The organism is Pseudomonas sp. TKO26 (genome assembly GCF_003225665.1).
Lineage (GTDB): Bacteria > Pseudomonadota > Gammaproteobacteria > Pseudomonadales > Pseudomonadaceae > Aquipseudomonas > Aquipseudomonas saponiphila.
The window spans coordinates 24,094-48,293 of record NZ_QKLN01000008.1 but is presented as its reverse complement, the minus strand read 5'-3'; the positions used below and the strand labels follow the sequence as shown (position 1 = coordinate 48,293).

Sequence of the window (24,200 nt, the reverse complement as noted above, 5' to 3'; positions counted from 1 at the left end):
AGTCGGAAAGTAGGTCTAGGTTTTATGTCGTGGCTGCCCGGATCCTGCGGGCAGGACAGGAGTGGTCAATCGGCGATTGGCCCGCACGGAGTCGCACGTGAACAAACTTACCTCCCAGATGAAAGTGCTCGTGGTTGATGATCAGCCGCTTATTGTCGAAGAGCTTTGCGAGTTTCTCGAAAACAGCGGTTACCGTTGTGTTCCTTGCGAGTCCGCCCGCCAGGCGGTTGATTGCTTCAACAGGGACCCGGACATTTCCCTGGTGCTCTGCGACCTGCACATGCCCGATATGGACGGGATCCAACTGGTGCAGGAACTGCAGCGCCTAGCCGGCAGGCAACGGGTGTTCGAAGCCATCATGCTCACCGGGCAGTCCGACAAGCAGGACGTGATCAAGGCCATGCGTGCCGGCATCGCCGATTACTACCAGAAACCCATCGACCTGGATGAGCTCCTCGAAGGTCTGCAACGTCAGGAAGTCGCCTTGCAGGAGCGGCAGAAGAACCTGCATCTGGGGCATCTGAACCAGAAGCTGCAGTTTCTTTCCGAATCCATCGACGACCTGTACCAGGATCTGGACAAGGTCCGGCGCAAGCCAGCCGCCAGCCGCGCCGAGGAGTCCCTGGACGAGGGCAGTGGCGACGCGGACTCGATCGAGGTGCCGGCGATCTTCAACCAGCTGTCGCCACGCCAGCTGGATGTGGCGCGACTGGTAGGCAAGGGGCAGACCAACTACCAGATCGCCTGTGAGCTGGGGATCACCGAAAACACCGTCAAGCTCTATGTTTCCCAGGTCCTGCGGCTGACCCACATGCACAACCGCACGCAACTGGCCCTGGCTTTGTCGCCGAGCAACTCGGGACTGCGCCAGCGAGTCACCGCCCACTGAAGCTGTCGGCATTGCGGCGGCGAGCCACTCGCCGCCGGCGGTGGTACTCCTTCCCTGTTCAGTAGGCAAAGGCCCGGGCAATGGCGGTGAAGCCGGGCCCGGCCAGCACGATCAACAGGGCGGGAAACAGAAACAGCATCATCACCACCGACATCTTGGCCGACATTTTCGAGATGTATTCCTGCAAGCGGGTCAGGCGCCGGTCGTCGAGCAACTGCTTGAGCGCCTGCAGGGATTTCATCGCCCCGCCGCCCTGCAGGATCAGTTGCTGGAGAATCACACAGGTGTCGGTGAACTCGTCCACCGCCAGCAGGGTCGCGGTCTGATTGAGTTCCTGACCCAGTTCCAGGCCTGAATCCACCCGTGCCAGGATCAGGCGCAGTTCGTGGGTCAGCTCCGGCAGCAGTTTCCCGGCTTCGTTGCTCAGAACCCGCAGCGCTTGCTCCACCGCCATGCCCGACTCGAACAGGATGCGCAGCAAGGGAATGAAGGTGGAGATCTCCAGGGCGATATGTTTTTGCCGGCGTTGGGCGGCGTAGGCCAAGACCCGCTTGGGCAGCAGGTAGCCGGCGCCGGCCGCGAGCATCGGTGTCAGCCAGTGGCTCTGGGCTTCGGGAAACGCCACCTCTTGAATGAAGAGCACCAGGCACACCGCCAGCAGCGGGGTGCCGATCTGGCAGGCCGCAAACAGCGAACGCTGCGCGGCGCGACGCCAGCCCAGGCGATTGAGCAGGGTCTGGGTTTCGCTGTCCATGTTCACCGCGCGTTGGCCGAAACGACTGTCGCCCAGCAGTCGCAGCCAACTGCCCAGGCGATTGTCGCGGCTCATGTGGCCCTGCAGCCGCTGGGCTATCTGGCGCTCCCGTCGACGTTGCGTCAGCAGACCGTTGCTGAGCAGTAGCAAGGCCCCGAGAAACAGCAGCGCAGCAGCCAGCAGAAGCATTTCAGATACTCCTCAACATGCGCCACAGGGCCAGGCACCCGAAGATCTGCAGGCACACCGCGGTGATCAGCATGGCCTGGCCGGAAGGGTCGTGCCACATGCCCAGCATGTAGCCCGGATTGGTCAGCATGAAGTAGCTCACCAGCAGCAGCGGCAGGCTGCCCAGGACCCAGGCCGTCATGCGGGTTTCCCCGGTCATTGCGCGCAACTGCCGGGCACCTTGTTCGCGCTCGCGAATCAGCTTGATCAGGTTCTCCAGCAACTCGCTGGCGTTGCCGCCGTAGCGGTGATTGACCTTCAGGCCCAGGGCGAACATGCGCAGCTCATCCTGTTCGTAGAACTCGGCGAAATCACTGACCGCGTCCGGCAGGTTGACCCCCAACTGCACGTTGCGCTGGATGCGTCCCATGGCTTGCTTGAGCGGATCGTTGCTGGCCTCGATGGCGCCCAGCACCGCATCCGCCAGGGTGCGTCCGGACTTCAGGCTGCGCACGCTGTGGTCCAGCAGCGCGGGCAGTTGTTCGATCATGCGCTTGAGCCGGCGCTGATACAGCCAGGCCACGGACAGGCGCAGCAACAGCGGCGGCACCAGCACGCAAGCCAGCAAGCCAAGCCAGTCTCCCAACAGGTAACCCAGCAATGCCAGTACCGCCCAGATGGCCAGCCACAGGCCCAGGCGCTCAGTGGGCTGGCCCAGGCCGGCGCGGGCGAAGGCCTGCTCCAGGCCGGTCCATGAACGGCGCCGCGGGTTGAGCTCGGGTTGTCCCTGAGCCAGGCGGCTGAGCACCCGCTCGCGCTCGGTCTTGCGCACGCCGTGGTAGAACAGCCACCCGGAAAGCCCCAGTAGCAACAGGCAGATCAAGGTCAGCAGCAGGCCGATCATGGGCCACCTCGACGGTTCAGTTGATGCCCAGTCCGCTTTCGCGGCGCAGTTTGTCGCCCGCCGGGTTCAGCGCCTCGCGCTCGAAGCCCAGGCCGTTGCGGCGGTTCAGGCGAAACAGGGTATTGGTGACGTAGATGTCATCGCGGATGCCCACCACCTCCACCACTTCACTGACGCAGCGGCGGCCGTCGGGCAGGCGGGTCAGTTGGATCACCACGTCCAGGGCCGCGCAGATCATCTGCCGCAGGGTGCGTTCGGCCACCTGGCGCCCGGTCAGGCCCACCAGGGTTTCCAGGCGCAGCAGGGCGTCCTGGGCGTTGTTGGCGTGCACCGTACTCATGGAGCCGTCGTGGCCGGTGTTCATGGCCGTCAGGACATCCAGCACTTCGACGCCGCGGATCTCGCCGAGGATGATCCGGTCCGGGCGCATCCGCAGGGCGTTGCGGATCAGGTCGCTGGCCTTGACCTCACCGTGTCCTTCGGCATTGGGCGGACGGGTTTCCAGGCGCACCACGTGGGGATGCCCCAACTGCAGCTCGGCCACGTCTTCGATGGTGACCAGGCGTTCATAGGGGTTGATCAACTGGCTGAGAATGTTCAGCAGGGTGGTCTTGCCGGTGCCGGTGCCGCCGCTGATGAGAATGTTGCAACGCTTGCCCACGGCGTCCTGAAGGAATTCGAAGATCGCCAGGTCGATGGTCTGCGTGGCGATCAGGTCGCTGCTCTTGAGCATGTCTTTGCGGAACTTGCGAATGGACAGGCAGGGGCCGTCCAGGGCGATGGGGGGAATGATCGCGTTGACCCGGCTGCCGTCGGGCAGGCGCGCATCGACCATGGGCGAGGATTCGTCGAGGCGCCGGCCCAGGGGCGCGAGAATCCGTTGCATGACCCGCTCCACGTGGTGCGCGTCGATAAAGCGCAAGTCGCTCTGGTGCAGCACCCCTTCGCGTTCGACGAACACCCGGTGCGGGCCGTTGACCAGAATCTCGGTGACGGCCTGATCGCGCAACAAGACTTCCAGGGGGCCGAAGCCGGTGAGCTCATCGACGATTTCCTCGGCCAGCCGCTCCATTTCATAGCGGGAGATCGCCAGGTGCATGCGTGCGATGTACTCCGCCACCTTGTCGGTGACGAACTGCGAGAGGTTCTGCCGGGAACTCTCCAGCAGGTTTCTGCCCGACTCTTCGATGGCATCGATGATGTAGCGATGCAGCACCAGTTTCAGGCCTTCGTGATCGCTGTTGCCCGTCACCGTGCGGTTCGAGGCGCCGAAGAGCTTTTCTCCGCTCATTTGCCCCCCATGATTCGATTGAGCCAGCCGCCCTTGGGCTGAGGCAGGCCCTGGGAGCGCTTGGCCAGCCGCTCGCCCAGGGTTTTCAGGCTTTGCGTCAGGGCTTCGCGGGGGGCCATTTCAAACAGGGTCACGCCCTGGTTCTTGGCGTTCAGGCGCACTTCCGGGCTGTAGGCCAGCACTGCGATCACTTCCAGGCCGAAGGTCTTGCCCAGGGTTTCCGAGTCCGGCGCGACGGTTTTCAGGTAGCGGTCCACCAGCAGGCGTGCGTGATCGAGTTTCAGGCCCTTTTCGCGCCAGTGGTTGAGCACCGCGAGGTTGCGCCGACAGTCGAGGACGTTCTGGTCGGTGCACCAGATCAGCTTGTCGCAATGGCTGACAAAGGTGCGCAGCGCCTCGCTGTCCGGCTGCCCCACCAGGTTCACCACGATGTGCTGGAAGTGCTGGCGCAGGGCACTGAGCAACATGTACAGCTCAGCGGCGCTGGTGTGCTCCAGAGGCTCGTCGTGGGGGGCGTAGGCGAGAATCCGCAAGCCGGCCTCGGCACTGGTGAAGGCGCTGTCGATCAGGGTTGCATCCAGACGCCGCAGGTGACGCAGGGCATCGCCGAAGTGGAAGGAACTCTCCAGCCCCAGCAAGGCCAGGCTGTCGCCCCGAGGCAGGCCGAGGTCCAGCAGCAGGGTCTGCTGGCCGCTCTTTTGCACCACCAGGGCCATATGCCCGGCCAGCAGGGCGCCGTCACCGTCGGCCTGGACCCCGTAGAGCACGGTCAGGCCCCCCAGCTGGGTATTGGGGGTGACCGCCGGCAGGCGTTTGCTCAAGCGCCGCACCAGCCCGGCGACTTCGCTGGAGCGTGAGCCGTAGGCGACAAAATCCCGCGCTCCGGCGCGCATCGCGTTGAGTACCAGCTGATTGTCCATGCCGTCGCCGAGGGCAACGATCGCCAGCATCGGCTTGGCTTCCAGGGCGCCTTCGATCAGCGCGGCCTGGGCCACCACGTGCTCGCGGTCGAGGCCGACGAACACCAGGTTGGCGAAGGTCACGTCCACCAGCGCCAGCAGTTCGTCGAGACTGCCGTCGGCGCCCACCACCTGGCCCAGGGGGGCTAGGGCGCCTTGCAGCCACTCGAGGTCGGTGCTGTTGCGGGTAATGGCAAGAAAGGTCTGGTTCAGGCTTTGACTCATGGTGATAGCCCGCTGCGCATGTCGAGAATCCTCGCCTGATCAGGGCGTTTGTTGAGTGATCTGGTTGCCGCGAATCACCTCCACCGCCGACCGTGGTGCGCCGTTTTGCTGGGCAACCTGACTGCGGGGGGCGTTGCCGAGCGCCAACTGGGTGAACTGGAACAAATTGCTGTTGGCCGCATTGAGGTGGCTGACCGCGCTCTGGTCGCCAGCCCAGTATTGAGCCAGGCGCTGTTCCTCACTGCTGCGAACCGCCAGGCGCAGCACGCCGACCTGGGTCGCGAGCATCAGGCGGCTCAAGAGTTGTTCGGGGACGGCCAGAACCACGGTGCGAGCGGCGATCCGGCGCTGATCCTGCTTGAGTTTTTCTTCGTTGTTCAGTGCCGGGGTGGCGGGCTGTCCGTCGTTGGTCAGCCCCAGTTGTTCGCCGACCGCCAGCACCCGCATCGCGGGGACTGCGATCTGCGCCGATTGCTGCAGATTGGTGGTGTCCTGGCGCAGGAACAGCAGCACGTCGACATAGTCTCCCGGGCTCAGTTGTCCGGCGGCGCCGATCACTTCGTCCACCGCCACGGCCAGCGCTCGTTCGTCGCGGCGAATCATCCGGGCCAGGGCCCCACCGCTGTCGAAACTCTGGGCATTGAGCCAGGTCCCGGCACTCAACTGCCGCCAGGGCGTGCGCCCCACCGCCTGGTCGATCGCGCTAAGGCTGCCGGCGGGTGCGGTGCGCAGTTTTTCCAGCGCCAGATCGGCGGCGGTGAGGGGAACGAAAGGCGGTACATCGCGCACCACGACCACCACCGGCTGGCGGGTCTGGTCTTCGGCGCTGGTGGTGGTTTTTTCAACCATGCTCGGGGCTGCCGGTGCTGGCGCGGGGGCGGGCGCAGGCTGGCGGCTGAGTACCAGCCCCCAGTAACCGAAAAACACCGCACCCAGCAGCAGAAGTCCAGCCAGACCCATGGTGACGCGGCTGTTCATAAAGGCTCTCCCTATCCTGCTGCATTACCAGTCGGCGCTTGCAAACGAGTCAACTTCGCAACCAGGCAGCTATGAACATGCAACTATTTCGCTATGTGAAGGTAGTAGAGCTAGGACGAAATGCCATTAACTCGTGGAAAAATTGCACACAAAAGCAGGTAGCTCTCAATTGGAGGAGAGTTTTTGGCGTCAGGCTTCCAATTAATACTTAGTCATTAATCCGTTCTTACAGTTGCTGGTCGCTACTTTGTTGACAATGCTCAAGTTGCACCGGGGATTTGTGTTCCGGTGCGCTTGCATCGGCGCCGTCTGGCGCATAGGAGAACTGGGATGATCCTTCAATATTTGTGGCTCAGGGCACGCCTGTTTCTTGACCGTACCGATGGCGCTTCGGCGATCGAGTACGCGATCGTGGTGGCCATGGTCGCCGTGATCGTGGTGGCCTTCGTGACCCCCCTGGGTAATCGGGTACTGGCCATCTTCAACAACGTTCTGGTTGCCCTGGGAGGAGCCACGGTCACCCGTCCAGTGCCTTGAGTCGACGCATGAGTGCTTCGCCTGTCATGGCTGCGATCGATAAATCGGAGGTGCTTCATGCTGCTTGACTACCTGTTGCTTCGCGCGCGTCTGTTCCTGGCCAGAACCCACGGCGCCTCGGCGATCGAGTACGCGATTGTGGTGGCCATGGTTGCCGTGGTCGTGGTGGTGTTCGTGACACCGATGGGTGATCGGGTCCTGGCCATCTTCAACAACATCCTCGTTGCCATGGGAGGGGCCACGGTTACCCGCCCCGTGCCTTGAGACCGGCGATTGTTCCTGCTGTGAAGGTCGTCGGACAGTCAGTTCAAGGTAATGTCGATGAATAATGCTTCCCCCCAACGCCAGCAGTTGCTTCTGGTCGACGATGAAGAAGAGGCGCTGCTGGAACTCACCGAGCTGCTGGAAGGAGAGGGCTTCTGTTGCTTCACCGCAACTTCGGTGAAGCTGGCGCTGGAGCACCTCACCCGCCATCCGGATATCGCACTGGTCATCACTGACCTGCGCATGCCGGAGGAGAGCGGCCTGTCATTGATCAAGCGCCTGCGTGAACACACCTCGCGACAGCACCTGCCGGTCATCGTCATGTCCGGTCATGCCGATATGGACGACGTCAGCGATCTGCTGCGCCTGCAGGTACTCGACCTGTTTCGCAAGCCGATCTATCACGTGCGCCTGCTGGAAACCCTGAACAATCTGTTTCCCCAACCCCGGTTGCATATCGTCGGCCCCTGAACGCCAACGGCTGCCGGGTTCAAGCCTTTGGGCGTGCCGGTGCGCCAGCGGCTCCTGTTTCAAACACCACTCAAGCACCTGCTCGCCGAGGCCCGTGGCCCAAGCTTCCTGCGGACACAAAAAAGGCCTGCAATGGCAGGCCTGGGTGCTGGGTCGGCTCAGAGTTGGTAGCTGAAGCTCAGGGTATAGCGCGGTCGGCGGTTGTAGGTGTCCAGGGCTTCGTCGGACATCGGCTTGGCCGCCTCCAGGGCGATGTTGTAGTGCTTGGCATCGCCGAAGCGTAACCCCACCGCAGCCGACGACAGATTGCTGCCCTTGGCCTGCAACTGGTTGAACCAGGTCTTCGAGCGGTCAAGCACCACGTAGGGCTGCAGCACCCGGACCCAGGGCCCTTCGCGGTTGAAGCTGTAGTTCACCTCGTAGGCGACGCCCCAGCCCTTGTCGCCGGTGGCCTGGTCATCGGGGTAACCGCGAGCAAAGTTCTGGCCGCCGAAGCTGGCTCGTTCGCTGTCGGGCAGGTTGTCCTTGCTCCAGTACAGGGCGCCGGAAAGCACTCCTTGCCAGTTGTCGAAGAAGCGGTCGCTCTGTACTCCCGCCAGGCGCAGGCGGAAGAAGTCCAGGTCATAGAGTTCGTTGTTGGTTTTGGCCCCCATGCTGTCCAGGCCACGGTACAGGCCGGCGCTGAGAATCCGCAGTTGCCGTGGATCGGATTTGCTCCAGTCGCCTTCCAGTGCCAGGGCGCGGATATCGGTTTTCTCTTCCAGGGTCAGAGGGCTGTTGCTGACCCGGTAGCGGGTCTTGTCGTTCACCGCATACAGGCGTGTTCCTACGCTGAGCATTTGATTGGGCGAGGCAATGAAGGGGTGGCTGAGGCCGATGGAAAAACGGTCGTTCTCGCGGTGGGGCTCAAGTTCCAGGCCGTTGCTCAATTGCACATTGCTTCGCGGATCACTTCGGTAGCGTGCGCCGTAGAGATTCAGTTGCGTGCCTTCCGAGCCCAGCAACTGGCTGTAGTCCAGGCGGTAGTAGTGCTCCTTGTCCTTGCCGGGGGGGAACAGGCCGCTGAGGCTGAGCTGTTCGCCCCAGGCGGTTTGCGAATTGCTGATGATGCCCACCAGGGCCTGCAGGCCGTTGCGGTTGTCATCTGTGCTGTTCAGCGTGGTGGTGATGGATTTGCGACTGGCCACCGCCACCAGCCGGGTTGCGCCGTCAGTGGTCCCGGGCGGCGGCACCACCGCTTGTAGCGTCACCCCGGGTACCCGGCTCATCAGGGTGGTGTAGCGCTCGAAGGTCTTGCGGGTCAGCGGACGTTCGGCCTTGAGCTTGCTCACCAGTTTGTCCAGGTAGGCCGACACCGGGCCGATATCGCCCTGCAACTGGTAGTCCTTGATATAGCCTTCGACCAGTACCACCCGCAGCACGCCTTGATCGAAGCTCTGTTGCGGCATGAAGGCGTAGGACAGCAGGTAGCCGTCATTCTGGTAGCGCCGGGTAATGTCGCGGGTGGCCTCGATCAATTGACTGAAGCTGGTTTCGTGACCGATCAGCGGCTGGTAGATGGCCGCCAGTTGCTCCAGGGGATAGACGCTGCCGCCTTCGATCTGCACCTGGTGCACCGTGACCTTGGTCCCCATCATCAAGGGCTGTTGCCCCTGGGGGGCGGCGGGTTGCTCGGGCATCTGCAACTGCGGAGTAGCCGGACGATAGGCGTCCACTGGCAAGTTGGGCTGGGGCAGGTTGTTGATGCTGTCGTTGCTGTTGAGAAAGCGGGGAAGGGTGTCGGCGTAAGCGGAGGTGCAGCATCCAATCAACAACAAACTGGCCAATGTGCGCATAGGACACTCCATGGTCAAACTGCGGTGGCGCCAATAGTCCTCATACCCGGCATTGCTCAAGATCTGGGTCTTGAATCAGACGTCGGGATGCCATGCTCTGGATAAAAAAAGCGAGAGATTCTTCTGAATCCCTCGCTCTCAACCAAGCGTAGGCGCTGTAGGTAAGGCCGTCGAATCGGCCAGGTGCAATTTATTTAGGGGTGCCGCCCAGGGCCCCGGTCAGGCCGCCCAGTACGCCACCCAGACCACCATTGACGCTGGTTCCGGTTGATGCGCTGCCGCTTGCGCTGGCTCCGACATTCAACCCACTGGTCAATCCGCCGGTCAGGCCGCCAGTCAGTCCACCGGTCAGGCCGCCGCTGGGGGCTGTGCCGCCGTTGACCAGGCCACCGACCGAGGCCACAGTTCCGCCCAGGGCACCGAGGGTGCCACCCAGGGCAGCGCCAACCTGATTGCCGCTGCTATTGCCTGCAATGGTGCTGCCCACATTGCCGACTGCGCCTCCCACTTGACCCAGCAGGCTGCCGGCCTGAGCGCCTATCCCGGTGGCTGCGCCCACTTGCTGAGTCAGGCCGGTGACCGAACTGGTGACCGGGTTCAGCGCCGAGCCCAGGCTCACCCCGACACTGGCCAGGGGGGCGGTGACCACCAGATTGGGGGTGCCGCTGCCGCCCAGAGCACCGCCTACCGAGGCGATCAGGCCGCCAATTGCGTTGCCGGTGACGCCGCCCGCACTGACTGTACCGTTACTGTTTCCTGTATTTATTCCGTTGCTCAGGTTGGCCACGGCACCGCCGACGGTTTCCAGCAGACCGTTGTTGCCGACAGTTCCTCCGCTACCGGAACCACTTCCCGACCCGCCCACATAGCCACCGGCGCTGCCCACGGCCTTGCTGGTATTGCTCAGGGCATTGCCCAGCAGGTCGGTCACGGGGTTGCCGTCTCCGGAGTTGTTGACGGCGTTGCCGGAGCTGTCCACCGCCTGGGCCACGCCGTTGAGCAGGCCCTTGACCGGTGCGCCGAGCCCTGTCGCGCTGCCGGCTTGACCAGTCGCCCCTTCCGCCAGGCTGACCACGGGCACCAGCACGTTGTCGCCCACGCCATCGGTCAGGGTGCCCACCGGGCCGTTGCTGGTGAGCGTGCTCAAGGTATTGCCGAGCATGGTCACTCGGGCGCCGACGCCACCGACCACCGGTGCCACCCGAGTCACCACGCCTCCGACCAGTGGAACACTCTGGGTCGTGGCGGCCAGTTTGCCGCTGAGGTCGGTGACCCCGGTGCCGACATCGCCGACGACATTGCCCACGGTGGCGGTGGTTTTACTCAGGGCCTTGGGATCGCTGCCCAGCTGGCCGAGGCCGCCGGTCAAACCCTGGCCCACGGTATCCACCACGTTGCCCGCTGTGCCGACCGCGCTTTGTGCGACGCCACCGACCAAGGGAACGGCTGCCAGCGAGGTCCCAAGAGTGCTGACACCCGTACCGACGCCACTGACGGTGGTGCCCAGGTCGGAGACAAGGCTGCTGGTCGTCAGGGGCCCGGTAGTGCCGCCGGTGCCACCTGTACCACCTGTGCCTCCAGTGCCTCCAGTGCCACCGGTTCCGCCTCCAGTGCCGCCGCCAGTGCCACCACCGCTACTGCCGCTGGTGCTGCTGGGAGATGAGCTGCTACTACCTCCGCTCTTGTGACCGCCACCGCCGCTGCAGCCGGTCAGGCCGAGAGTCAGGACCAAGGCCAGTGCGGTACATGCTTTCCATCCAATCTGAGTGTTCATGATAGTTATCCCTGCACCTGTTACAACGTTCGTTGTCTTCGATAGTTCTCCAGTTCTTGTGCTGGAGATACTTTCGTCCGTTGCGTACATAAGAGGCGCAAGAAGGAACTTGAACAATTATGAACTTGGTATTAATGACTTGTGTTTCGCGGTTTTTCTCCTGATAAGTAGTTAGTCTGAAAGTATGGGGTGCAGGGATTTATTGTTTGAAAAAATGTTTTTAATCAAAGATTTGTCATTTTTTGTTGGGCGTTTTTGTCGAGCGTTAAACTAAGGTTATATATATACAATTAATGGGTTTTATTTGGGCGGGCGGCCAGGGTTATGCAGCTTTTTCGGTGCTTAGTTGGTTTCGCAGACTTCCAGTTTGAGCCTGGCCTATAATGCGCGCCCGACATTCATTTGGAGTCCGTGATGCTTAGCCCAGTCTGGTGGCTGCTGTGCCTGCCGTTCTTCGCCGGGGCCTTTCTGGCCCTGCAAGCCGGTATCAACGGTCAGTTGGCCAAGCAGGTCGGCGGGGTGCTGGCCGCTGCATTGATTTCATTTTTCGTCGGCACCGTGGCTTTGTTGATCCTAGTGCTGGCGCAGCGCGAGATGCCCTCGCTGAGCGCCCTCAGGGGCCTGACCTGGTGGCACTGGTGCGGCGGTTTGCTGGGGGTGTTTTTCATCACCACCGCCGCATTTGCCGGGCCACGGATCGGTGCCTTGCTGTTCATGGCTCTGGTGCTGGCCGGCCAGTTGAGCATGGCCCTGGCCCTGGATCACTTTGGCTGGGTGGGGTTTCGCGAGGCACCGGTCAGCCTCGGCAAGATCGCCGGACTGCTGCTGATCGTCGCTGGCGTGGTGCTGATTCGTCGAGGCTGAGCGTGCGTCAGGCGATCGGTTGCCAGCCGCCCTGCATGTGCAGCAGATCACCGTCGCCCAGTAATTGCAGCTCACCGCTAGACCCCGCCGCGCTGGCCAGCAAGCGCACTTCACCGGGCAGCAGCAGCGGTTTGATGAACTGCACCGTCACCTCGATATTGCCGGCCGGCAAGGTGTCGCTCAGGGCCGCCAGGGTTCGTGCCTTGTTCCACAGACCGTGGGCGATGGCTCTGGGGAAGCCGAACAGGCGGGCGCTCCAGGTACTGAGATGAATCGGGTTGTAGTCGCCGGAAACCCGGGCGTAACGCCGGCCGATATCGCTCCGGGCCTGCCAGCGGCTGACTTCGTTCAAGCCCAGCCCCGCAATCGACGACAGGACGCCGGGCTCGCCCGGCACTTGCACGCCCCGACAGAGCATGCGGCTTTCGGCCTCCCACAGCGGCCCCAGCAGATCCTCGACCGTGGTCAGCAGATCGAACATTGCGCCCTTGGCGTGAGGTTGCAGGTTGCCCACCCGGACGGCGACTCGCACGCGGCTGACATTGCCCATGGGCCGCAGAATGCGGATCCGGTTGGCCAGGTGAATCAGCCCCAGGAGGGGGAAAGGAAAGGCCGGGGCGGTGAGCAACTGCATCTGCAACGGGAAGGCCAGCACATGGGGATAGGTGGCGGGCAGCAGGCCGTTGTCGAGGTAACCGCAGACTTGGCGGTAGGCCTCCAGCCGGCGTGGCTCAACGCTGATCCAGCAGCGCAGGCCCTGCTCCGGCAACGGCGTGTTCTTGATCCCGCGCCGCAGCGCGGCCTTGAGAAACAGCGGCGGCAGGGAGGCGGGCCGGTGCAGATCGTGCCAGTGGTTGTTCATCTTCAGGCTCCCAGCACGCTCTGGCCGCAGACCCGCAAGGCTTGTCCGCTGATTGCGCCACTGCCCGGCTGGGCGAGCCAGGCCACCGCCTCGGCGACATCCTGGGGCAGGCCGCCCTGGCCCAGGGAACTCATGCGTCGCCCGGCCTCGCGCAGGGCGAAGGGCACCTTGGCGGTCATCTGCGTCTCGATGAAGCCCGGGGCCACGGCATTGATGCTGATGTCCCGGGGCTGCAGCGCTGGCGCCCAGGACTGGGCCAGGCCGATCAGTCCGGCCTTGCTGGCGGCGTAGTTGGTCTGCCCGCGGTTGCCGGCAATGCCGCTGATGGAGGCCAGCAGAATCACTCGGCCGTGGTCATGCAGGCGCCCGCTGTCGAGCAGGGCCTGGGTCAGCACCTGCGGGGCGTTGAGATTCACCGCCAGCACCGCATCCCAGAACTCCGCGGTCATGTTGGCCAGGGTCTTGTCCCGGGTGATGCCGGCGTTGTGTACCAGGATGTCGAGTCCCTCCGGCAGTTGCTCAAGCAACTGGGGGGCGGCGTCCGCGGCACAGATATCCAGGGTGATGGCCTGCCCGCCGAGGCGCGCGGCCAGGGTTTCCAGGTCGACCTTGGCCTGGGGCACATCCAGCAACAGCACCTGGGCGCCATCACGGGCCAGGGTTTCGGCGATGGCCGCACCGATGCCCCGCGCCGCGCCGGTGACCAGGGCCTTGCGCCCGGCCAGCGGACGGCTCCAGTCCTGGACCTGGACGGCGCAGGGCTGCAAGCGCAGGACCTGCCCGGAAATGAAAGCGCTCTTGGGCGACAGCAAGAAGCGCAGCGCACCCTCCAGCTGTTCCTCGGCACCCTGGCCGACATACAGCAACTGCAAGGTGGCGCCGTTGCGCAGTTCCTTGGCCAGGGAGCGGCTGAAACCTTCCAGGGCCCGCTGGGCGCTGGCGGCGAAGGGCGTATCGAGGGTTTCCGGGGCTCGTCCGAGCAGCAGCAGGTGGGCGCAAGGCTCAAGGCTGCGCAACAGTGGCTGGAAGAACTCCCGCAGTTGCTTGAGCTGATCGCTGTGGCGCAGTTCGCTGGCATCGAATACCACCGCCTTGAGCCTGGGGCCGTGTCCGGGAATCCATGGCGTGGCCAGGGTCGGATCGCTGCCGTAGCTGTAGATCGAGTCGGTCAGGCGCGGGGCCAGGCTGCTCACCTGCTGGGCCAGGGCACCGCCGCCCACCAGCAAGGCACCCTCGATGGGCCGCAGGCGTCCGGCCTGCCAGCGTTCCAGGCGCACCGGCGACGGCAGGCCAAGGGCGCCCACCAGGCGTTGGCCGATGGATGAATTGGCGAAGTCGATATAACGGTCGGACATGGAACGCACTCCATTGGCTGGGGTTCAAAGTGTGGACCATGAATGGCTCCGAGTCGTTCGATCAGCCAGAAGCCTCCTACGCTAGAGGGGGACCTACTCACCGCAGTCGCACTCACAGAACAGGGAGCTTTCCATGACACAGCTGCGTCGCGTGGCGATTATCGGCGGTAACCGCATCCCCTTTGCCCGCTCCAACGGGCCCTATGCCACGGCCAGCAACCAGGCCATGCTCACCGCCGCCCTCGAAGGCCTGATCGAGCGCTACAACCTGCACGGCCTGCGTATCGGCGAGGTGGCGGCCGGGGCCGTGCTCAAGCACTCTCGGGACTTCAACCTGACCCGCGAATGCGTGCTGGGCTCGCGACTGGCGCCCACCACCCCGGCCTATGACATCCAGCAAGCCTGCGGCACCGGCCTGGAAGCGGCATTGCTGGTGGCCAACAAGATCGCTCTGGGGCAGATCGACTGTGGCATCGCTGGCGGCGTCGACACCACGTCGGACGCGCCGATCGGGGTCAACGAAGGGCTGCGCCAGATCCTGCTGCAGGCCAATCGGGCCAGGAGCCTCGGCGACAAGCTCAAGCTCCTCTTGCAACTGCGGCCCCATCACCTCAAGCCGCAACTGCCGCGCAATGGCGAACCGCGCACCGGCTTGTCGATGGGCGAGCATTGCGAGCAGATGGCCAAGACCTGGAGCATCGGCCGCGGCGAACAGGACCAGCTGGCCCTGGAAAGCCACCAGAAAATGGCTGCGGCCTATGCCGAAGGCTGGCATGACGATCTGCTCAGCCCCTTTCTCGGCCTGACCCGGGACAACAACCTGCGCCCGGACCTGAGCCTGGAAAAACTCGCCAGCCTCAAGCCGGCCTTCGACCACAGCGGCCAGGGCACCCTCAGCGCCGGCAACTCCACACCGCTGACCGATGGCGCCTCCCTGGTGCTGCTGGGCAGTGAGCAGTGGGCCAGGGAGCGTGGCCTGCCGATCCTGGCCTACCTGCGTGACGGCGAGGCGGCGGCGGTGGACTTCGTCAAGGGAGCCGAAGGGCTGTTGATGGCGCCGGTGTACGCCGTACCGCGCTTGTTGGCGCGCAATGGCCTGAGCCTGCAGGACTTCGACTACTACGAAATCCACGAAGCCTTCGCCGCCCAGGTGCTGTGCACCCTCAAGGCCTGGGAAGACTCGCAGTACTGCAAGACCCGCCTGGGCCTCGATGCGCCCCTGGGCCCCATCGATCGCGCCCGGCTCAACGTCAAAGGCAGCTCCCTGGCGGCGGGGCATCCGTTTGCCGCCACTGGCGGGCGCATCGTTGCCAACCTGGCGAAGTTGCTCAGTGTGGCGGGGCAGGGCCGCGGTTTGATTTCCATCTGCGCGGCGGGTGGGCAGGGCGTGACGGCGATCATCGAACGCTGAGGTTCGCCGGCAAGCCGGCTCCTACACAGATATGCCGCCCATCCGTAGGAGCCCGGCTTGCCGGCGAAAGGGCCCTCAAGTCTTGAAGCGTCGCACCAGGGCGTCCAGCTCATTGGACAACCCCGTCAGGCTCTGGGAATCCAGGCGCGCCGAGTTGGCCAATTCGGCCACCAACTGCGCATCGCCATGGATCTGGCTGATGTGCCGGTTGATGTCCTCCGCCACCTGATGCTGCTCTTCGGCGGCAGTGGCGATCTGGGTGTTCATGTCGCGGATCACGTCCACCGATTCGCGGATCTGCCCGAAGCTGTTGCGCGCCAGGCCGATGCGGTTCACCGACTGCTGGGACACTTCCAGGCTGGCGTGCATCTGCTGGGTCACGGCGCTGGTGCGCTTGGCCAGATTGCCCAGCAGCCCGTCGATCTCGGCGGTGGAGTCGGCGGTACGCTTGGCCAGGGCCCGCACTTCATCGGCCACCACGGCAAAGCCGCGGCCCTGTTCACCGGCCCGGGCAGCCTCGATGGCGGCGTTGAGGGCCAGCAGGTTGGTCTGTTCGGCGATCGAACGGATGGTGCCGAGGATCGACTGGATATCGGTGCTGTCGCGTTCCAGCTGTTGCATCGATTGCGCCGACTGTTCGATCTCCTGGCTCAGGCGGTCGACGCTGTGCACCGCGTCGTCGATCTGCTGCTGGCCTTCCCGGGCCTGGCGTTGGCCACTGTCCGCCGACTCGGCGGCCTGGCTGCAGGAACGGGCCACTTCGTTGGCCGTGGCGACCATTTCGTGGAACGCGGTGGACACCATGTCCACCGCTTCGCGCTGGCGCCCGGCGGCTTCGGCCATGTCGCTGGACACCTGGGTCGAGGACTGGGAGGTGGCGAGAATCTTCTGCGCCGCCTGGCCGATGTGCTGGATCAGGCTGCGGATCGCCGACAGGAACTGGTTGAACCAGTTGGCCAACTGCGCGGTTTCGTCGTTGCCGCGAATGTTCAGGTTCTGGGTCAGGTCGCCTTCGCCCTGGGCAATGCCTTCCAGGCCGCTGGCCACGCCGCGGATCGGGCGCACGATGAGGCTGGCGAAGCTGGCGCCGAACACCGCGAACAGCAGCGCCAGGACCCCGGCGATCACGGCGATGATCCAGGTCAGCTGGGTCGCCGAGCCCATGACTTCGCTCTGCTTGATCAGGCCGATGAAGGTCCAGCCCAGTTGCTCGGAAGGCCAGACGTTGGCCATGTAGTGCTCGCCGCCCAGCTCCACTTGCACCAGGCCCTTGCCGGTCTTGGCCAGTTGCTCGTATCCGCCGCCGAGGCTGGCCAGGGCCTTGAAGTTGTGCTCCGGCTGCTTGGGATCGACCAGCACCGTGCCGTTGTTTTCCATCAGCATCAGGTAGCCGGATTCGCCCAGCTTGATCTGCTTGACGATTTCGGTGAGCTGCTTGAGCGACACGTCGACCGCGACCACGCCGCCCTGGGAGCCTAGCTGGTTGGCCAGGGAGCGCACGGTGCTGACCAGCACCGCATCGTCCGGGGCCCAGTAGTAGGCATCGGTGCGCAGGGTCTTGCCCGGGCTGGCCAGCGCGGCTTTGTACCAGGGGCGCACGCGGGGATCGTAGTTGGCCAGCTTCAGGTCGGCGGGCCAGGAGACGTAGCCGCCGTTGCTCACGCCGTAGGACACATAGGCATAAGCGGGATGGCTGGCGGCCATGGCGGCGAACAGGTCGAAGATGCGCTTGTCCTGCTCGCCTTCCGGAACCTTGGCGGCATCGGCGCTCATCCAGGTCTTGAGGTCGCCGCCGGCCTGGGTGAGCAAGGGGTGCGCCGCCAGGTAATCGATGTTCTGGCCGATGCCTTCGAAGAACAGCTGCATGGCGTTGGCCACTTGGCGGATCTCGCGGCCGCTGCCGTCGACAAAGGTGTTTTGCGCTTCGCTGCGCAGGTTGATCACCACCAGCGTGGCCACCAGCACCACGGGCAGGCAGGCAATGACGGCGAAGGCCCAGGTCAGTTTCTGTTTGATATTCATCCGCGCTCCAGTTTTTTGTATGACCACGAAGTGCAGGCGACTCGCGGATTATTGGCAGATTGTGAGGTGGCGCTGATTGTCGTCCCTGTGGCTGAAGTCGAACCGCGGGCGGTCGAACCTTGGCCGGCGGCTGACGTCTTTATTGGATTGTCGGACAAACTCCCTGTCTCTTTGAGGGCTTCGGCTGGCGCCGGGCAATATTGAGCCGGCGACGGAAAAAAACTTGTCGCCGGGCTCCGGCGGCGAGGGCGTGCAAAGACGTTGGCCGCCGCAGTCTTGGCTATGATCGTCGGCGGCGTCGATGGATTGATCTGGCACATTGAGTGCATTGCTGTCGCTCGGGGCTCGGCGGGCCTTTCCCGTGGTGGGAGGATTGCCGTATAACGAGTGACTTTCGCGTGTTTGGTAACAAGGGACCCACAATAAAAGCTGATGAAGACTCCAAAACGCATTGAACCGCTGATCGAAGACGGTCTGGTAGACGAGGTGCTGCGCCCACTCATGAGTGGTAAAGAGGCAGCTGTGTATGTGGTGCGCTGCGGCAACGAGCTACGTTGCGCCAAGGTCTACAAGGAGGCGAACAAACGCAGTTTCCGTCAGGCGGCGGAGTATCAGGAAGGGCGCAAGGTCCGTAACAGCCGTCAGGCGCGAGCCATGGCCAAGGGCTCGAAGTTCGGCCGCAAGGAAACCGAGGATGCCTGGCAGAACGCCGAAGTGGCGGCCTTGTTCCGCCTGGCCAACGCCGGGGTGCGGGTGCCCAAGCCGTTCGACTTTCTCGAAGGCGTGCTGCTGATGGAGCTGGTGGCCGACGAATACGGCGATGCGGCGCCACGGCTCAACGATGTGGTGCTGGAACCGGACCAGGCCCGTGAATATCACGCCTTCCTGATTTCCCAGATCGTGCTGATGCTGTGTACCGGACTGGTGCACGGTGACCTCTCCGAGTTCAACGTGCTGCTGACGCCGGACGGTCCGGTGATCATCGACCTGCCCCAGGCGGTGGATGCGGCGGGCAACAACCACGCGTTCAGCATGCTGGAGCGGGACGTGGGCAACATGGCGTCCTACTTCGGACGTTTCGCTCCGGAGCTCAAGCGCACCCGTTATGCCAAGGAAATGTGGGCCCTGTACGAGGCCGGTACCTTGCATCCGGGCAGTGTGCTGACCGGCGAGTTCGACGATCCCGAGGAGCTGGCGGATGTCGGCAGCGTGATCCGCGAGATTGAAGCCGCGCGTCTTGATGATGAACGGCGTCGGGCCTTGCGTGCTGCGGACGAGGCTCCGGTGGGGAAAGCCGAAGAGCCGCCGCCTCCGCCCTGGATGCAGTGATGGACTAAAAAAATCCGGCCATGGCCGGATTTTTTATTCGCGCAAACCAGCCGGCAGCTTGTCGCCGCTGCCGCAGGTTCAGGACTCGCAGCAACTGCCGGACGCCAGCTCCTTGAGAATCGGGCAGTCCGGACGATGGTCGCCGTGACAGTGCTCCACCAGGTCTTGCAGGGTGTCGCGCAGCCCCGCCAGTTCACGGATCTTCTGGTTCAGCTCGTCGATGTGCTGGCGCGCCAGGGCCTTCACATCGGCGCTGGCCCGCTGCCGGTCCTGCCACAGGGTCAGCAGCTTGCCGACTTCCTCCAGGGAAAAGCCCAAGTCCCGGGAGCGCTTGATGAAGGCCAGGCTGTGCAGGTCTTCGTCGCCGTACAGGCGATAGCCGCTGTCACTGCGATGGGCCGGCCTGAGCAGTCCGATGGACTCGTAGTAACGGATCATCTTGGCGCTCAGGCCGCTCTTTCGGGCTGCTTGGCCGATGTTCATTCGGCGTTCTCCAGGTCTTTGGGTTTCCAGGTTTTCAACAGTAGCGCATTGCTCACCACGCTGACGCTGGACAGCGCCATGGCCGCGCCGGCCAGCACCGGATTGAGCAGGCCGAAGGCCGCCAGCGGGATGCCAATCAGGTTGTAGACGAAGGCCCAGAACAGGTTCTGGCGGATCTTCGCGTAGGTCTTGCGGCTGATTTCCAGGGCTGCCGGGATCAGCCGTGGATCGCCACGCATCAGGGTAATGCCGGCCGCATGCATGGCCACGTCGGTGCCACCGCCCATGGCAATGCCAATGTCTGCCGCTGCCAGCGCCGGGGCGTCGTTGATGCCGTCGCCGACCATGGCCACCACTCCGGTCTTTTTCAGCGCCGTCACCGTGGCGGCCTTGTCCGCCGGCAGCACTTCGGCGTGCACGTCGTCGATGCCCAGGGCATCGGCCACCACCTTGGCGCTGCCACGATTGTCGCCGGTCAGCAGGTGGCTGCTGATCTGCCGCGCGCGCAGTTGCTGCACCGCCTGCAAGGCGCCGGGCTTGAGCGTGTCGCCAAAGGCGAACAGGCCCAGCACCCGGGCTTGCGGGTTTTGTTCGATCAGCCAGGACAGGGTCCGGCCCTCGTGCTCCCAGTCCTTGGCCACCTGGGCCAGGCTCCCCGGGTTCAGGCCGGACTCCTCCAGCAGACGGCGATTGCCCAGGGCCAGTTGGCGGCCGTCCAGGGTGCCGGCGATGCCGCGTCCGGTCAGGGACTGGCTGGCGCTGACATCGGCCACTGGCAGGTGACGCTCCTGGCACAGGTCCAGCACCGCCTTGGCCAGGGGGTGTTCGCTGCCGCGCTGGAGCGCGCCGGCCAGTTGCAGCACGCTGTTTTCATCACCTTCCACGGCCTGCATATGGGCGATACGCGGCGTGCCGGAAGTCAGGGTGCCGGTCTTGTCGAAGACCACCGAGCTGACTTCGTGGGCCCGCTCCAGGGCTTCGGCGTCCTTGATCAGGATGCCGTGGCGGGCGGCCACGCCGGTGCCGGCCATGATCGCGGTGGGTGTTGCCAGGCCCAGGGCGCAAGGGCAGGCGATCACCAGCACCGCCACCGCATTGATCACTGCGGTTTCCAGGGGCGCGCCATACAGCCACCAGCCCACCAGGGTGATCAGCGCCAGCAGCAGGACGGTGGGCACGAATACCTGGCTGACCTTGTCCACCAGCTTCTGGATCGGCGCCTTGCCGGCCTGGGCGTCTTCCACCAGGCGAATGATCCGCGCCAGTACGGTTTCCGCTCCCAGGGCCAGGGTACGCACCAGCAGGCGGCCCTCGCCGTTGATGGCGCCGCCGGTGACCTTGTCCCCGGGCTGCTTGGGCACCGGCAGGCTTTCACCGCTGATCAGCGCTTCATCGGCGTGGCTCTGGCCTTCGATGACTACGCCGTCCACCGGGAAGCGCTCGCCGGGCTTGACCAGCACCAGGTCGTTCAGGCGCAGAGCGCTGATGGCGACTTCCTGCTCGCGCCCATCGATGACCTGGATCGCCCGTTCCGGACGCAGGGCTTCGAGGGCGCGGATGGCGCTGGCGGTCTGGCGCTTGGCGCGGCTTTCCAGGTACTTGCCCAGCAGCACCAGGGCGATCACCACCGCCGAGGCTTCGAAGTACAGGTGCGGCATGCTGCCGGCGGCGGCCGTGGCCCATTCGTACAGGCTCAGGCCATAACCGGCACTGGTGCCCAGGGCTACCAGCAGGTCCATGTTGCCGCTGCCGGCGCGCACGGCTTTCCAGGCGGCGACATAAAAGCGTGCGCCGAAGATGAACTGTACCGGGGTGGCCAGGGCGAACTGGGCCCATGCCGGGAGCATCCAGTGCAGGCCGAAGGGCTGCACCAGCATCGGCAGCACCAGGGGCAGGGCCAGGAGAATTGCCAGCACCAGGCTCCAGCGTTCGCGGCGCAGGTGCTGCTGTTGCTCGTCGCCCTGTTTCTGCTCGGCTTGCCACAGGCTGGCGGAGTAGCCGGCCTGGGTCACGGCGTTGATCAACTGCGTTGGGTCGGCCTGGCCCAACAGCTCGACGTGGGCGCGCTCGGTGGCCAGGTTGACGCTGGCATTGCGTACCCCGGCAACCTTGTTCAAGGCGCGTTCGACGCGACCGGCGCAGGTCGCGCAGGTCATGCCGCCGATGGTCAATTCGACGGACTGCACCGGTACGCTGTAACCGGCATTTTCCACCGCTTGCAACAGCGCCGGCAGGCTGTCCCCGGGGGCCTCGACCCGGGCCTGTTCCGTGGCCAGGTTGACGCTCACCGCACGGATACCGGCGACCTTGCCCAGGGCTCGCTCGACACGACCGGCGCAGCTGGCGCAGGTCATGCCGGCAATCGGCAGGTCGAAGGTGGTTGATTCAGGCATGGCTGACACTCCCTGTAAATGATGCCCACAGGATCAACCTTGCCATGCAGGCAAGGTCAAGCGGGCATTGCCAGGGTGCTTCATTTTGTCCCAGGGGGGCGTTGGAGCGCGCCTTGCGCGGTCCGACGCAAGGCGTGTGGGGAGGCGGGGCTTCAGTATTCCAGGGCGGCGGGCTTGAGGTACATGCCCGAGGCGTTGCTGGCGATGCGGAACTTCAGCACGTCGCCGGCCCGCAGGCTGATGTCCTGGGAACCCGGGGCAAGCATGCCGGGGTTGCAGCCCGGCGCCTGGCCCGGCAGCAGTTTCAGGCGCACGGACACCTTGCCCGGTGGCAGGTTGAAGGAGGCGCTCTGCTCCTGGAACAGCCGGCCGGCGAGCTGGTCCTGAAGGTACAGACCGATCTCGCAGGAGGTGGCGACTTCCAGCCGCTCCCGGGAAATGATCAGGACGCCGTAGTCTTCTCCGGCGGCCAGGGCCGGCGGCGCTGCCGCGAACAGACCAAGGAGGCCGATGAGGCTGAAAGTGGACCAGCGCATGGCTGAATCTCCTGCTGTGATGTCATAAGACGTGCAGCTTGGCGGAGCGCGGCGCCGATTTCCAGCCCGGCAGATCAATCCGCAACTTGACCTTGCCACAGTGGCAAGGACAAGACTGCGTGCATCCCAATACAGGAGAAGCGTGATGCAAGTATTCAACGTTCAAGGCATGTCCTGCGGCCACTGCGTGCGGGCCATCACTCAGGCCTTGCAAAGCAAGGATCCGGCGGCCACGGTGCGGGTCGATCTGGCGGCCAAGGAAGTGGGGGTCGAGAGTCGCCTGTCCAACGAAGAGGTGATCAGCCTGATCAGCGAGGAAGGCTATGCGGTCAAGGTGGCCTGAGTCTTTTTAATAGTTAGCGACCTATCGGAATGTTCAAGGCGTCCAAGCGCGGCTAGACTGTGCGCCCGCTGACCCACACTCGCCTGGATGCCATGAACCTGCGCACAATCCTGATTCTCGGTGCCTTGAGTGCCTTCGGCCCTTTGGCCATCGACTTCTATCTGCCGGCCTTTCCATCGATGGCCCTGGCTTTCGGCACCGATGAAAAACACGTCCAACTGACCCTGGCGGCCTATTTCCTCGGCCTGTCCATCGGTCAGTTGGCCTATGGCCCGGTGGCCGATCGTTTCGGCCGGCGCCTGCCCTTGCTGGCCGGAGTGGGGCTGTTCACCCTGGCCTCCCTGGCTTGCGCCTATGCGCCCAATCTGCAGTGGCTGATCGGTGCGCGTTTTGTCCAGGCCCTGGGCGGTTGCGCCGGCATGGTGATTTCCCGCGCGGTGGTCAGCGACAAGTGCGACGCCGTGGGTTCAGCCAAGGTCTTCTCCCAGTTGATGCTGGTGATGGGCCTGGCGCCGATCCTGGCGCCGATGCTCGGTGGCCTGCTGGTCAACCTGTATGGCTGGCAGTCGATCTTCATCATGCTCACGGTGTTCAGCGCCCTGTCCGGATTGGCGGTGGCCCTGGGCCTGCCGGAAAGCATGCCGGCCACGCGCCCGCGCCTGCCTTTGTCCGGAGCGTTGCGCCAGTACGGCCTGCTGCTGGCGGACCGGGTCTTTCTTGGTCACGCCCTGACCGGCGGCATCGCCATCGCCGGGATGTTTTCCTACATCGCCGGATCGCCCTTTGTCTTCATCAAGCTCTACGGCGTGCCTGCTGAGCACTTTGGCTGGTTCTTCGGGATCAATGCAGGCGGCTTCATCCTGGTGGCTCAGGTCAATGCGCGCCTGCTGGCCAAGCGCGGCCCTGCCTTCCTGCTGGCCCGCACGGTATGGATCTACCTGGCCGCAGGCCTGACCCTGCTGGGCATCAGTGCTTTGCACACCAGCGCGCTCTGGCCGCTGCTACTGCCGTTGTTCGTGTGCATCGCCAGCCTGGGCTGCATCATTCCCAACGCCGCGGCCTGTGCCATGAACGGCCAGGGCGCGCGGGCCGGCAGCGCTTCGGCGATGCTCGGTTGCCTGCAGTTCAGCGTGGCGGCGGCTGCCGCCTACCTGGTGGGGGTATTGCACGATGGCAGCGCCATGCCGATGGCCATGGTCATCTGCCTGTGCGGTGTTCTGGCGGTGAGCATGGCGGTCGTGACCCGGCGTTTGCAGAATGCCCGGGCCTTGCAAGCCGCCGAGCCTTGAGTCAGCCGACGGCGCGCTGAACCAGGGGAATCTGGTGGGGAGCTTGCAAGCGTGCCTGCAGGGTCTGGGTGAACGCCCGGGCCTCGGCCTCGCTGCGGAAAGTCACCGCGTGCTGGTCGAGACGGACCTGCCACTGGGAGCCTTGAGGGTGTGCCAGTTCTTTTATCAGGATCTTCATTGCTGACCTCCTAACGCTAAAAGAGAACGGTGCAAGGGCTGCCAGTGTAGACCTGAATACGGTCAGGAATATGACCGAAATCAACT

Annotated in this window: 22 protein-coding genes and 2 pseudogenes; 9 read left to right on the top strand and 15 right to left on the bottom strand. The window is 64.2% G+C overall.

The window, feature by feature from the left end:
- Positions 1-97 precede the first annotated feature (97 nt).
- Positions 98-889 carry a response regulator transcription factor gene (locus DNK59_RS13895; RefSeq protein WP_110723552.1) on the top strand — a complete coding sequence of 264 codons (792 nt, stop codon included), beginning with the start codon at positions 98-100 and terminating at the stop codon, positions 887-889.
- A gap of 58 nt (positions 890-947) precedes the next feature.
- On the opposite strand, the gene DNK59_RS13890 is transcribed toward DNK59_RS13895, so the two are convergent.
- Genes DNK59_RS13890 through cpaB form a run of 5 tightly spaced genes read right to left on the bottom strand, consistent with a single transcriptional unit; the run spans position 948 to position 6,168 of the window.
- Positions 948-1,832, bottom strand: coding sequence for a type II secretion system F family protein (locus tag DNK59_RS13890; RefSeq protein WP_092319278.1), 885 nt, complete (start codon positions 1,830-1,832; stop codon positions 948-950).
- Between the two features lies 1 nt (position 1,833).
- Entirely contained in the window at positions 1,834-2,715 is an 882-nt protein-coding gene (locus DNK59_RS13885; protein WP_110723551.1) for a type II secretion system F family protein, read from the bottom strand.
- Positions 2,716-2,731: 16 nt separating this feature from the next.
- A complete protein-coding gene (locus tag DNK59_RS13880) occupies positions 2,732-4,006 on the bottom strand; it encodes a CpaF family protein (protein ID WP_092319282.1) in 1,275 nt (424 codons plus the stop codon).
- Positions 4,003-5,190 (bottom strand): pilus assembly protein, encoded by a 1,188-nt coding sequence (locus tag DNK59_RS13875; RefSeq protein WP_110723550.1) that lies wholly within the window; start codon positions 5,188-5,190, stop codon positions 4,003-4,005. The genes DNK59_RS13880 and DNK59_RS13875 overlap by 4 nt, the downstream gene beginning before the upstream one ends.
- Before the next feature lie 39 nt (positions 5,191-5,229).
- Entirely contained in the window at positions 5,230-6,168 is a 939-nt protein-coding gene (gene cpaB / locus DNK59_RS13870; protein ID WP_110723549.1) for a Flp pilus assembly protein CpaB, read from the bottom strand.
- A 330-nt stretch (positions 6,169-6,498) separates the two neighbouring features.
- Here cpaB and DNK59_RS13865 point away from each other — a divergent pair, with 330 nt between their 5' ends.
- The 3 genes from DNK59_RS13865 to DNK59_RS13855 are packed head-to-tail and all read left to right on the top strand — an operon-like array spanning position 6,499 to position 7,440.
- A complete protein-coding gene (locus DNK59_RS13865; RefSeq protein WP_092319288.1) occupies positions 6,499-6,705 on the top strand; it encodes a Flp family type IVb pilin in 207 nt (68 codons plus the stop codon).
- A gap of 57 nt (positions 6,706-6,762) precedes the next feature.
- A complete protein-coding gene (locus tag DNK59_RS13860) occupies positions 6,763-6,969 on the top strand; it encodes a Flp family type IVb pilin (RefSeq protein ID WP_047301497.1) in 207 nt (68 codons plus the stop codon).
- A 57-nt stretch (positions 6,970-7,026) separates the two neighbouring features.
- The gene (locus DNK59_RS13855) at positions 7,027-7,440 is read left to right on the top strand and encodes a response regulator (protein ID WP_110723548.1); all 414 of its coding nucleotides are present in this window, start codon (positions 7,027-7,029) and stop codon (positions 7,438-7,440) included.
- A gap of 158 nt (positions 7,441-7,598) precedes the next feature.
- On the opposite strand, the gene DNK59_RS13850 is transcribed toward DNK59_RS13855, so the two are convergent.
- The gene (locus DNK59_RS13850; RefSeq protein WP_110723547.1) at positions 7,599-9,275 is read right to left on the bottom strand and encodes a ShlB/FhaC/HecB family hemolysin secretion/activation protein; all 1,677 of its coding nucleotides are present in this window, start codon (positions 9,273-9,275) and stop codon (positions 7,599-7,601) included.
- Between the two features lie 190 nt (positions 9,276-9,465).
- Positions 9,466-11,049 (bottom strand): collagen-like triple helix repeat-containing protein, encoded by a 1,584-nt coding sequence (locus DNK59_RS13845; protein ID WP_110723546.1) that lies wholly within the window; start codon positions 11,047-11,049, stop codon positions 9,466-9,468.
- A 414-nt stretch (positions 11,050-11,463) separates the two neighbouring features.
- Between DNK59_RS13845 and DNK59_RS13840 the strand changes: the two genes are divergently transcribed.
- The gene (locus tag DNK59_RS13840; protein WP_092319296.1) at positions 11,464-11,913 is read left to right on the top strand and encodes a DMT family transporter; all 450 of its coding nucleotides are present in this window, start codon (positions 11,464-11,466) and stop codon (positions 11,911-11,913) included.
- A 7-nt stretch (positions 11,914-11,920) separates the two neighbouring features.
- Here DNK59_RS13840 and DNK59_RS13835 read toward each other — a convergent pair whose 3' ends face one another.
- Together DNK59_RS13835 and DNK59_RS13830 are read right to left on the bottom strand one after the other, a co-directional pair.
- Positions 11,921-12,775, bottom strand: a complete 855-nt coding sequence (locus DNK59_RS13835; protein ID WP_110723545.1) for a MaoC/PaaZ C-terminal domain-containing protein — start codon at positions 12,773-12,775, stop codon at positions 11,921-11,923.
- Positions 12,776-12,777: 2 nt separating this feature from the next.
- A complete protein-coding gene (locus tag DNK59_RS13830; protein ID WP_110723544.1) occupies positions 12,778-14,130 on the bottom strand; it encodes a 3-oxoacyl-ACP reductase in 1,353 nt (450 codons plus the stop codon).
- 133 nt (positions 14,131-14,263) lie between these two features.
- On the opposite strand from DNK59_RS13830, the gene DNK59_RS13825 reads away from it, so the two are divergent.
- Positions 14,264-15,541 (top strand): acetyl-CoA C-acetyltransferase, encoded by a 1,278-nt coding sequence (locus DNK59_RS13825; RefSeq protein WP_110723543.1) that lies wholly within the window; start codon positions 14,264-14,266, stop codon positions 15,539-15,541.
- Positions 15,542-15,616: 75 nt separating this feature from the next.
- Here the strand turns inward: DNK59_RS13825 and DNK59_RS32495 are convergent.
- Together DNK59_RS32495 and DNK59_RS32490 are read right to left on the bottom strand one after the other, a co-directional pair.
- Positions 15,617-16,213, bottom strand: a pseudogene (locus tag DNK59_RS32495) (methyl-accepting chemotaxis protein); the annotation flags it as partial.
- A gap of 261 nt (positions 16,214-16,474) precedes the next feature.
- Positions 16,475-17,314: pseudogene (locus DNK59_RS32490) on the bottom strand (cache domain-containing protein); the annotation flags it as partial.
- 681 nt (positions 17,315-17,995) lie between these two features.
- Here DNK59_RS32490 and DNK59_RS13815 point away from each other — a divergent pair.
- Positions 17,996-18,892: a PA4780 family RIO1-like protein kinase gene (locus DNK59_RS13815; protein ID WP_092319306.1), complete on the top strand. Its 897-nt coding sequence runs from the start codon at positions 17,996-17,998 to the stop codon at positions 18,890-18,892.
- A gap of 78 nt (positions 18,893-18,970) precedes the next feature.
- On the opposite strand, the gene cueR is transcribed toward DNK59_RS13815, so the two are convergent.
- The 3 genes from cueR to DNK59_RS13800 form a co-directional block, all read right to left on the bottom strand.
- The gene (cueR, locus tag DNK59_RS13810) at positions 18,971-19,375 is read right to left on the bottom strand and encodes a Cu(I)-responsive transcriptional regulator (RefSeq protein WP_092319308.1); all 405 of its coding nucleotides are present in this window, start codon (positions 19,373-19,375) and stop codon (positions 18,971-18,973) included.
- Positions 19,372-21,768, bottom strand: coding sequence for a heavy metal translocating P-type ATPase (locus DNK59_RS13805; protein WP_110723541.1), 2,397 nt, complete (start codon positions 21,766-21,768; stop codon positions 19,372-19,374). Before DNK59_RS13805 ends, cueR begins: the two co-directional genes overlap by 4 nt.
- 152 nt (positions 21,769-21,920) lie before the next feature.
- Positions 21,921-22,304: a hypothetical protein gene (locus tag DNK59_RS13800; protein WP_110723540.1), complete on the bottom strand. Its 384-nt coding sequence runs from the start codon at positions 22,302-22,304 to the stop codon at positions 21,921-21,923.
- A 145-nt stretch (positions 22,305-22,449) separates the two neighbouring features.
- Here DNK59_RS13800 and DNK59_RS13795 point away from each other — a divergent pair, with 145 nt between their 5' ends.
- Together DNK59_RS13795 and DNK59_RS13790 are read left to right on the top strand one after the other, a co-directional pair.
- Positions 22,450-22,647 carry a heavy-metal-associated domain-containing protein gene (locus DNK59_RS13795; RefSeq protein ID WP_060837380.1) on the top strand — a complete coding sequence of 66 codons (198 nt, stop codon included), beginning with the start codon at positions 22,450-22,452 and terminating at the stop codon, positions 22,645-22,647.
- Positions 22,648-22,739: 92 nt separating this feature from the next.
- Entirely contained in the window at positions 22,740-23,936 is a 1,197-nt protein-coding gene (locus tag DNK59_RS13790; RefSeq protein WP_110723666.1) for a multidrug effflux MFS transporter, read from the top strand.
- 1 nt (position 23,937) lies between these two features.
- Here the strand turns inward: DNK59_RS13790 and DNK59_RS31925 are convergent, their stop codons facing one another.
- Positions 23,938-24,114 carry a hypothetical protein gene (locus DNK59_RS31925; protein ID WP_177431243.1) on the bottom strand — a complete coding sequence of 59 codons (177 nt, stop codon included), beginning with the start codon at positions 24,112-24,114 and terminating at the stop codon, positions 23,938-23,940.
- Positions 24,115-24,200 lie beyond the last annotated feature (86 nt).

Coding starts and splice junctions, on each gene's coding strand:
- DNK59_RS13890 (WP_092319278.1), bottom strand. CDS start 1,832: ATGCTTCTGCTGGCTGCTGCGCTGCTGTTTCTCGGGGCCTTGCTACTG.
- DNK59_RS13885 (WP_110723551.1), bottom strand. CDS start 2,715: ATGATCGGCCTGCTGCTGACCTTGATCTGCCTGTTGCTACTGGGGCTT.
- DNK59_RS13880 (WP_092319282.1), bottom strand. CDS start 4,006: ATGAGCGGAGAAAAGCTCTTCGGCGCCTCGAACCGCACGGTGACGGGC.
- DNK59_RS13875 (WP_110723550.1), bottom strand. CDS start 5,190: ATGAGTCAAAGCCTGAACCAGACCTTTCTTGCCATTACCCGCAACAGC.
- cpaB (WP_110723549.1), bottom strand. CDS start 6,168: ATGAACAGCCGCGTCACCATGGGTCTGGCTGGACTTCTGCTGCTGGGT.
- DNK59_RS13865 (WP_092319288.1), top strand. CDS start 6,499: ATGATCCTTCAATATTTGTGGCTCAGGGCACGCCTGTTTCTTGACCGT.
- DNK59_RS13860 (WP_047301497.1), top strand. CDS start 6,763: ATGCTGCTTGACTACCTGTTGCTTCGCGCGCGTCTGTTCCTGGCCAGA.
- DNK59_RS13855 (WP_110723548.1), top strand. CDS start 7,027: ATGAATAATGCTTCCCCCCAACGCCAGCAGTTGCTTCTGGTCGACGAT.
- DNK59_RS13850 (WP_110723547.1), bottom strand. CDS start 9,275: ATGCGCACATTGGCCAGTTTGTTGTTGATTGGATGCTGCACCTCCGCT.
- DNK59_RS13845 (WP_110723546.1), bottom strand. CDS start 11,049: ATGAACACTCAGATTGGATGGAAAGCATGTACCGCACTGGCCTTGGTC.
- DNK59_RS13840 (WP_092319296.1), top strand. CDS start 11,464: ATGCTTAGCCCAGTCTGGTGGCTGCTGTGCCTGCCGTTCTTCGCCGGG.
- DNK59_RS13835 (WP_110723545.1), bottom strand. CDS start 12,775: ATGAACAACCACTGGCACGATCTGCACCGGCCCGCCTCCCTGCCGCCG.
- DNK59_RS13830 (WP_110723544.1), bottom strand. CDS start 14,130: ATGTCCGACCGTTATATCGACTTCGCCAATTCATCCATCGGCCAACGC.
- DNK59_RS13825 (WP_110723543.1), top strand. CDS start 14,264: ATGACACAGCTGCGTCGCGTGGCGATTATCGGCGGTAACCGCATCCCC.
- DNK59_RS13815 (WP_092319306.1), top strand. CDS start 17,996: ATGAAGACTCCAAAACGCATTGAACCGCTGATCGAAGACGGTCTGGTA.
- cueR (WP_092319308.1), bottom strand. CDS start 19,375: ATGAACATCGGCCAAGCAGCCCGAAAGAGCGGCCTGAGCGCCAAGATG.
- DNK59_RS13805 (WP_110723541.1), bottom strand. CDS start 21,768: ATGCCTGAATCAACCACCTTCGACCTGCCGATTGCCGGCATGACCTGC.
- DNK59_RS13800 (WP_110723540.1), bottom strand. CDS start 22,304: ATGCGCTGGTCCACTTTCAGCCTCATCGGCCTCCTTGGTCTGTTCGCG.
- DNK59_RS13795 (WP_060837380.1), top strand. CDS start 22,450: ATGCAAGTATTCAACGTTCAAGGCATGTCCTGCGGCCACTGCGTGCGG.
- DNK59_RS13790 (WP_110723666.1), top strand. CDS start 22,740: ATGAACCTGCGCACAATCCTGATTCTCGGTGCCTTGAGTGCCTTCGGC.
- DNK59_RS31925 (WP_177431243.1), bottom strand. CDS start 24,114: ATGAAGATCCTGATAAAAGAACTGGCACACCCTCAAGGCTCCCAGTGG.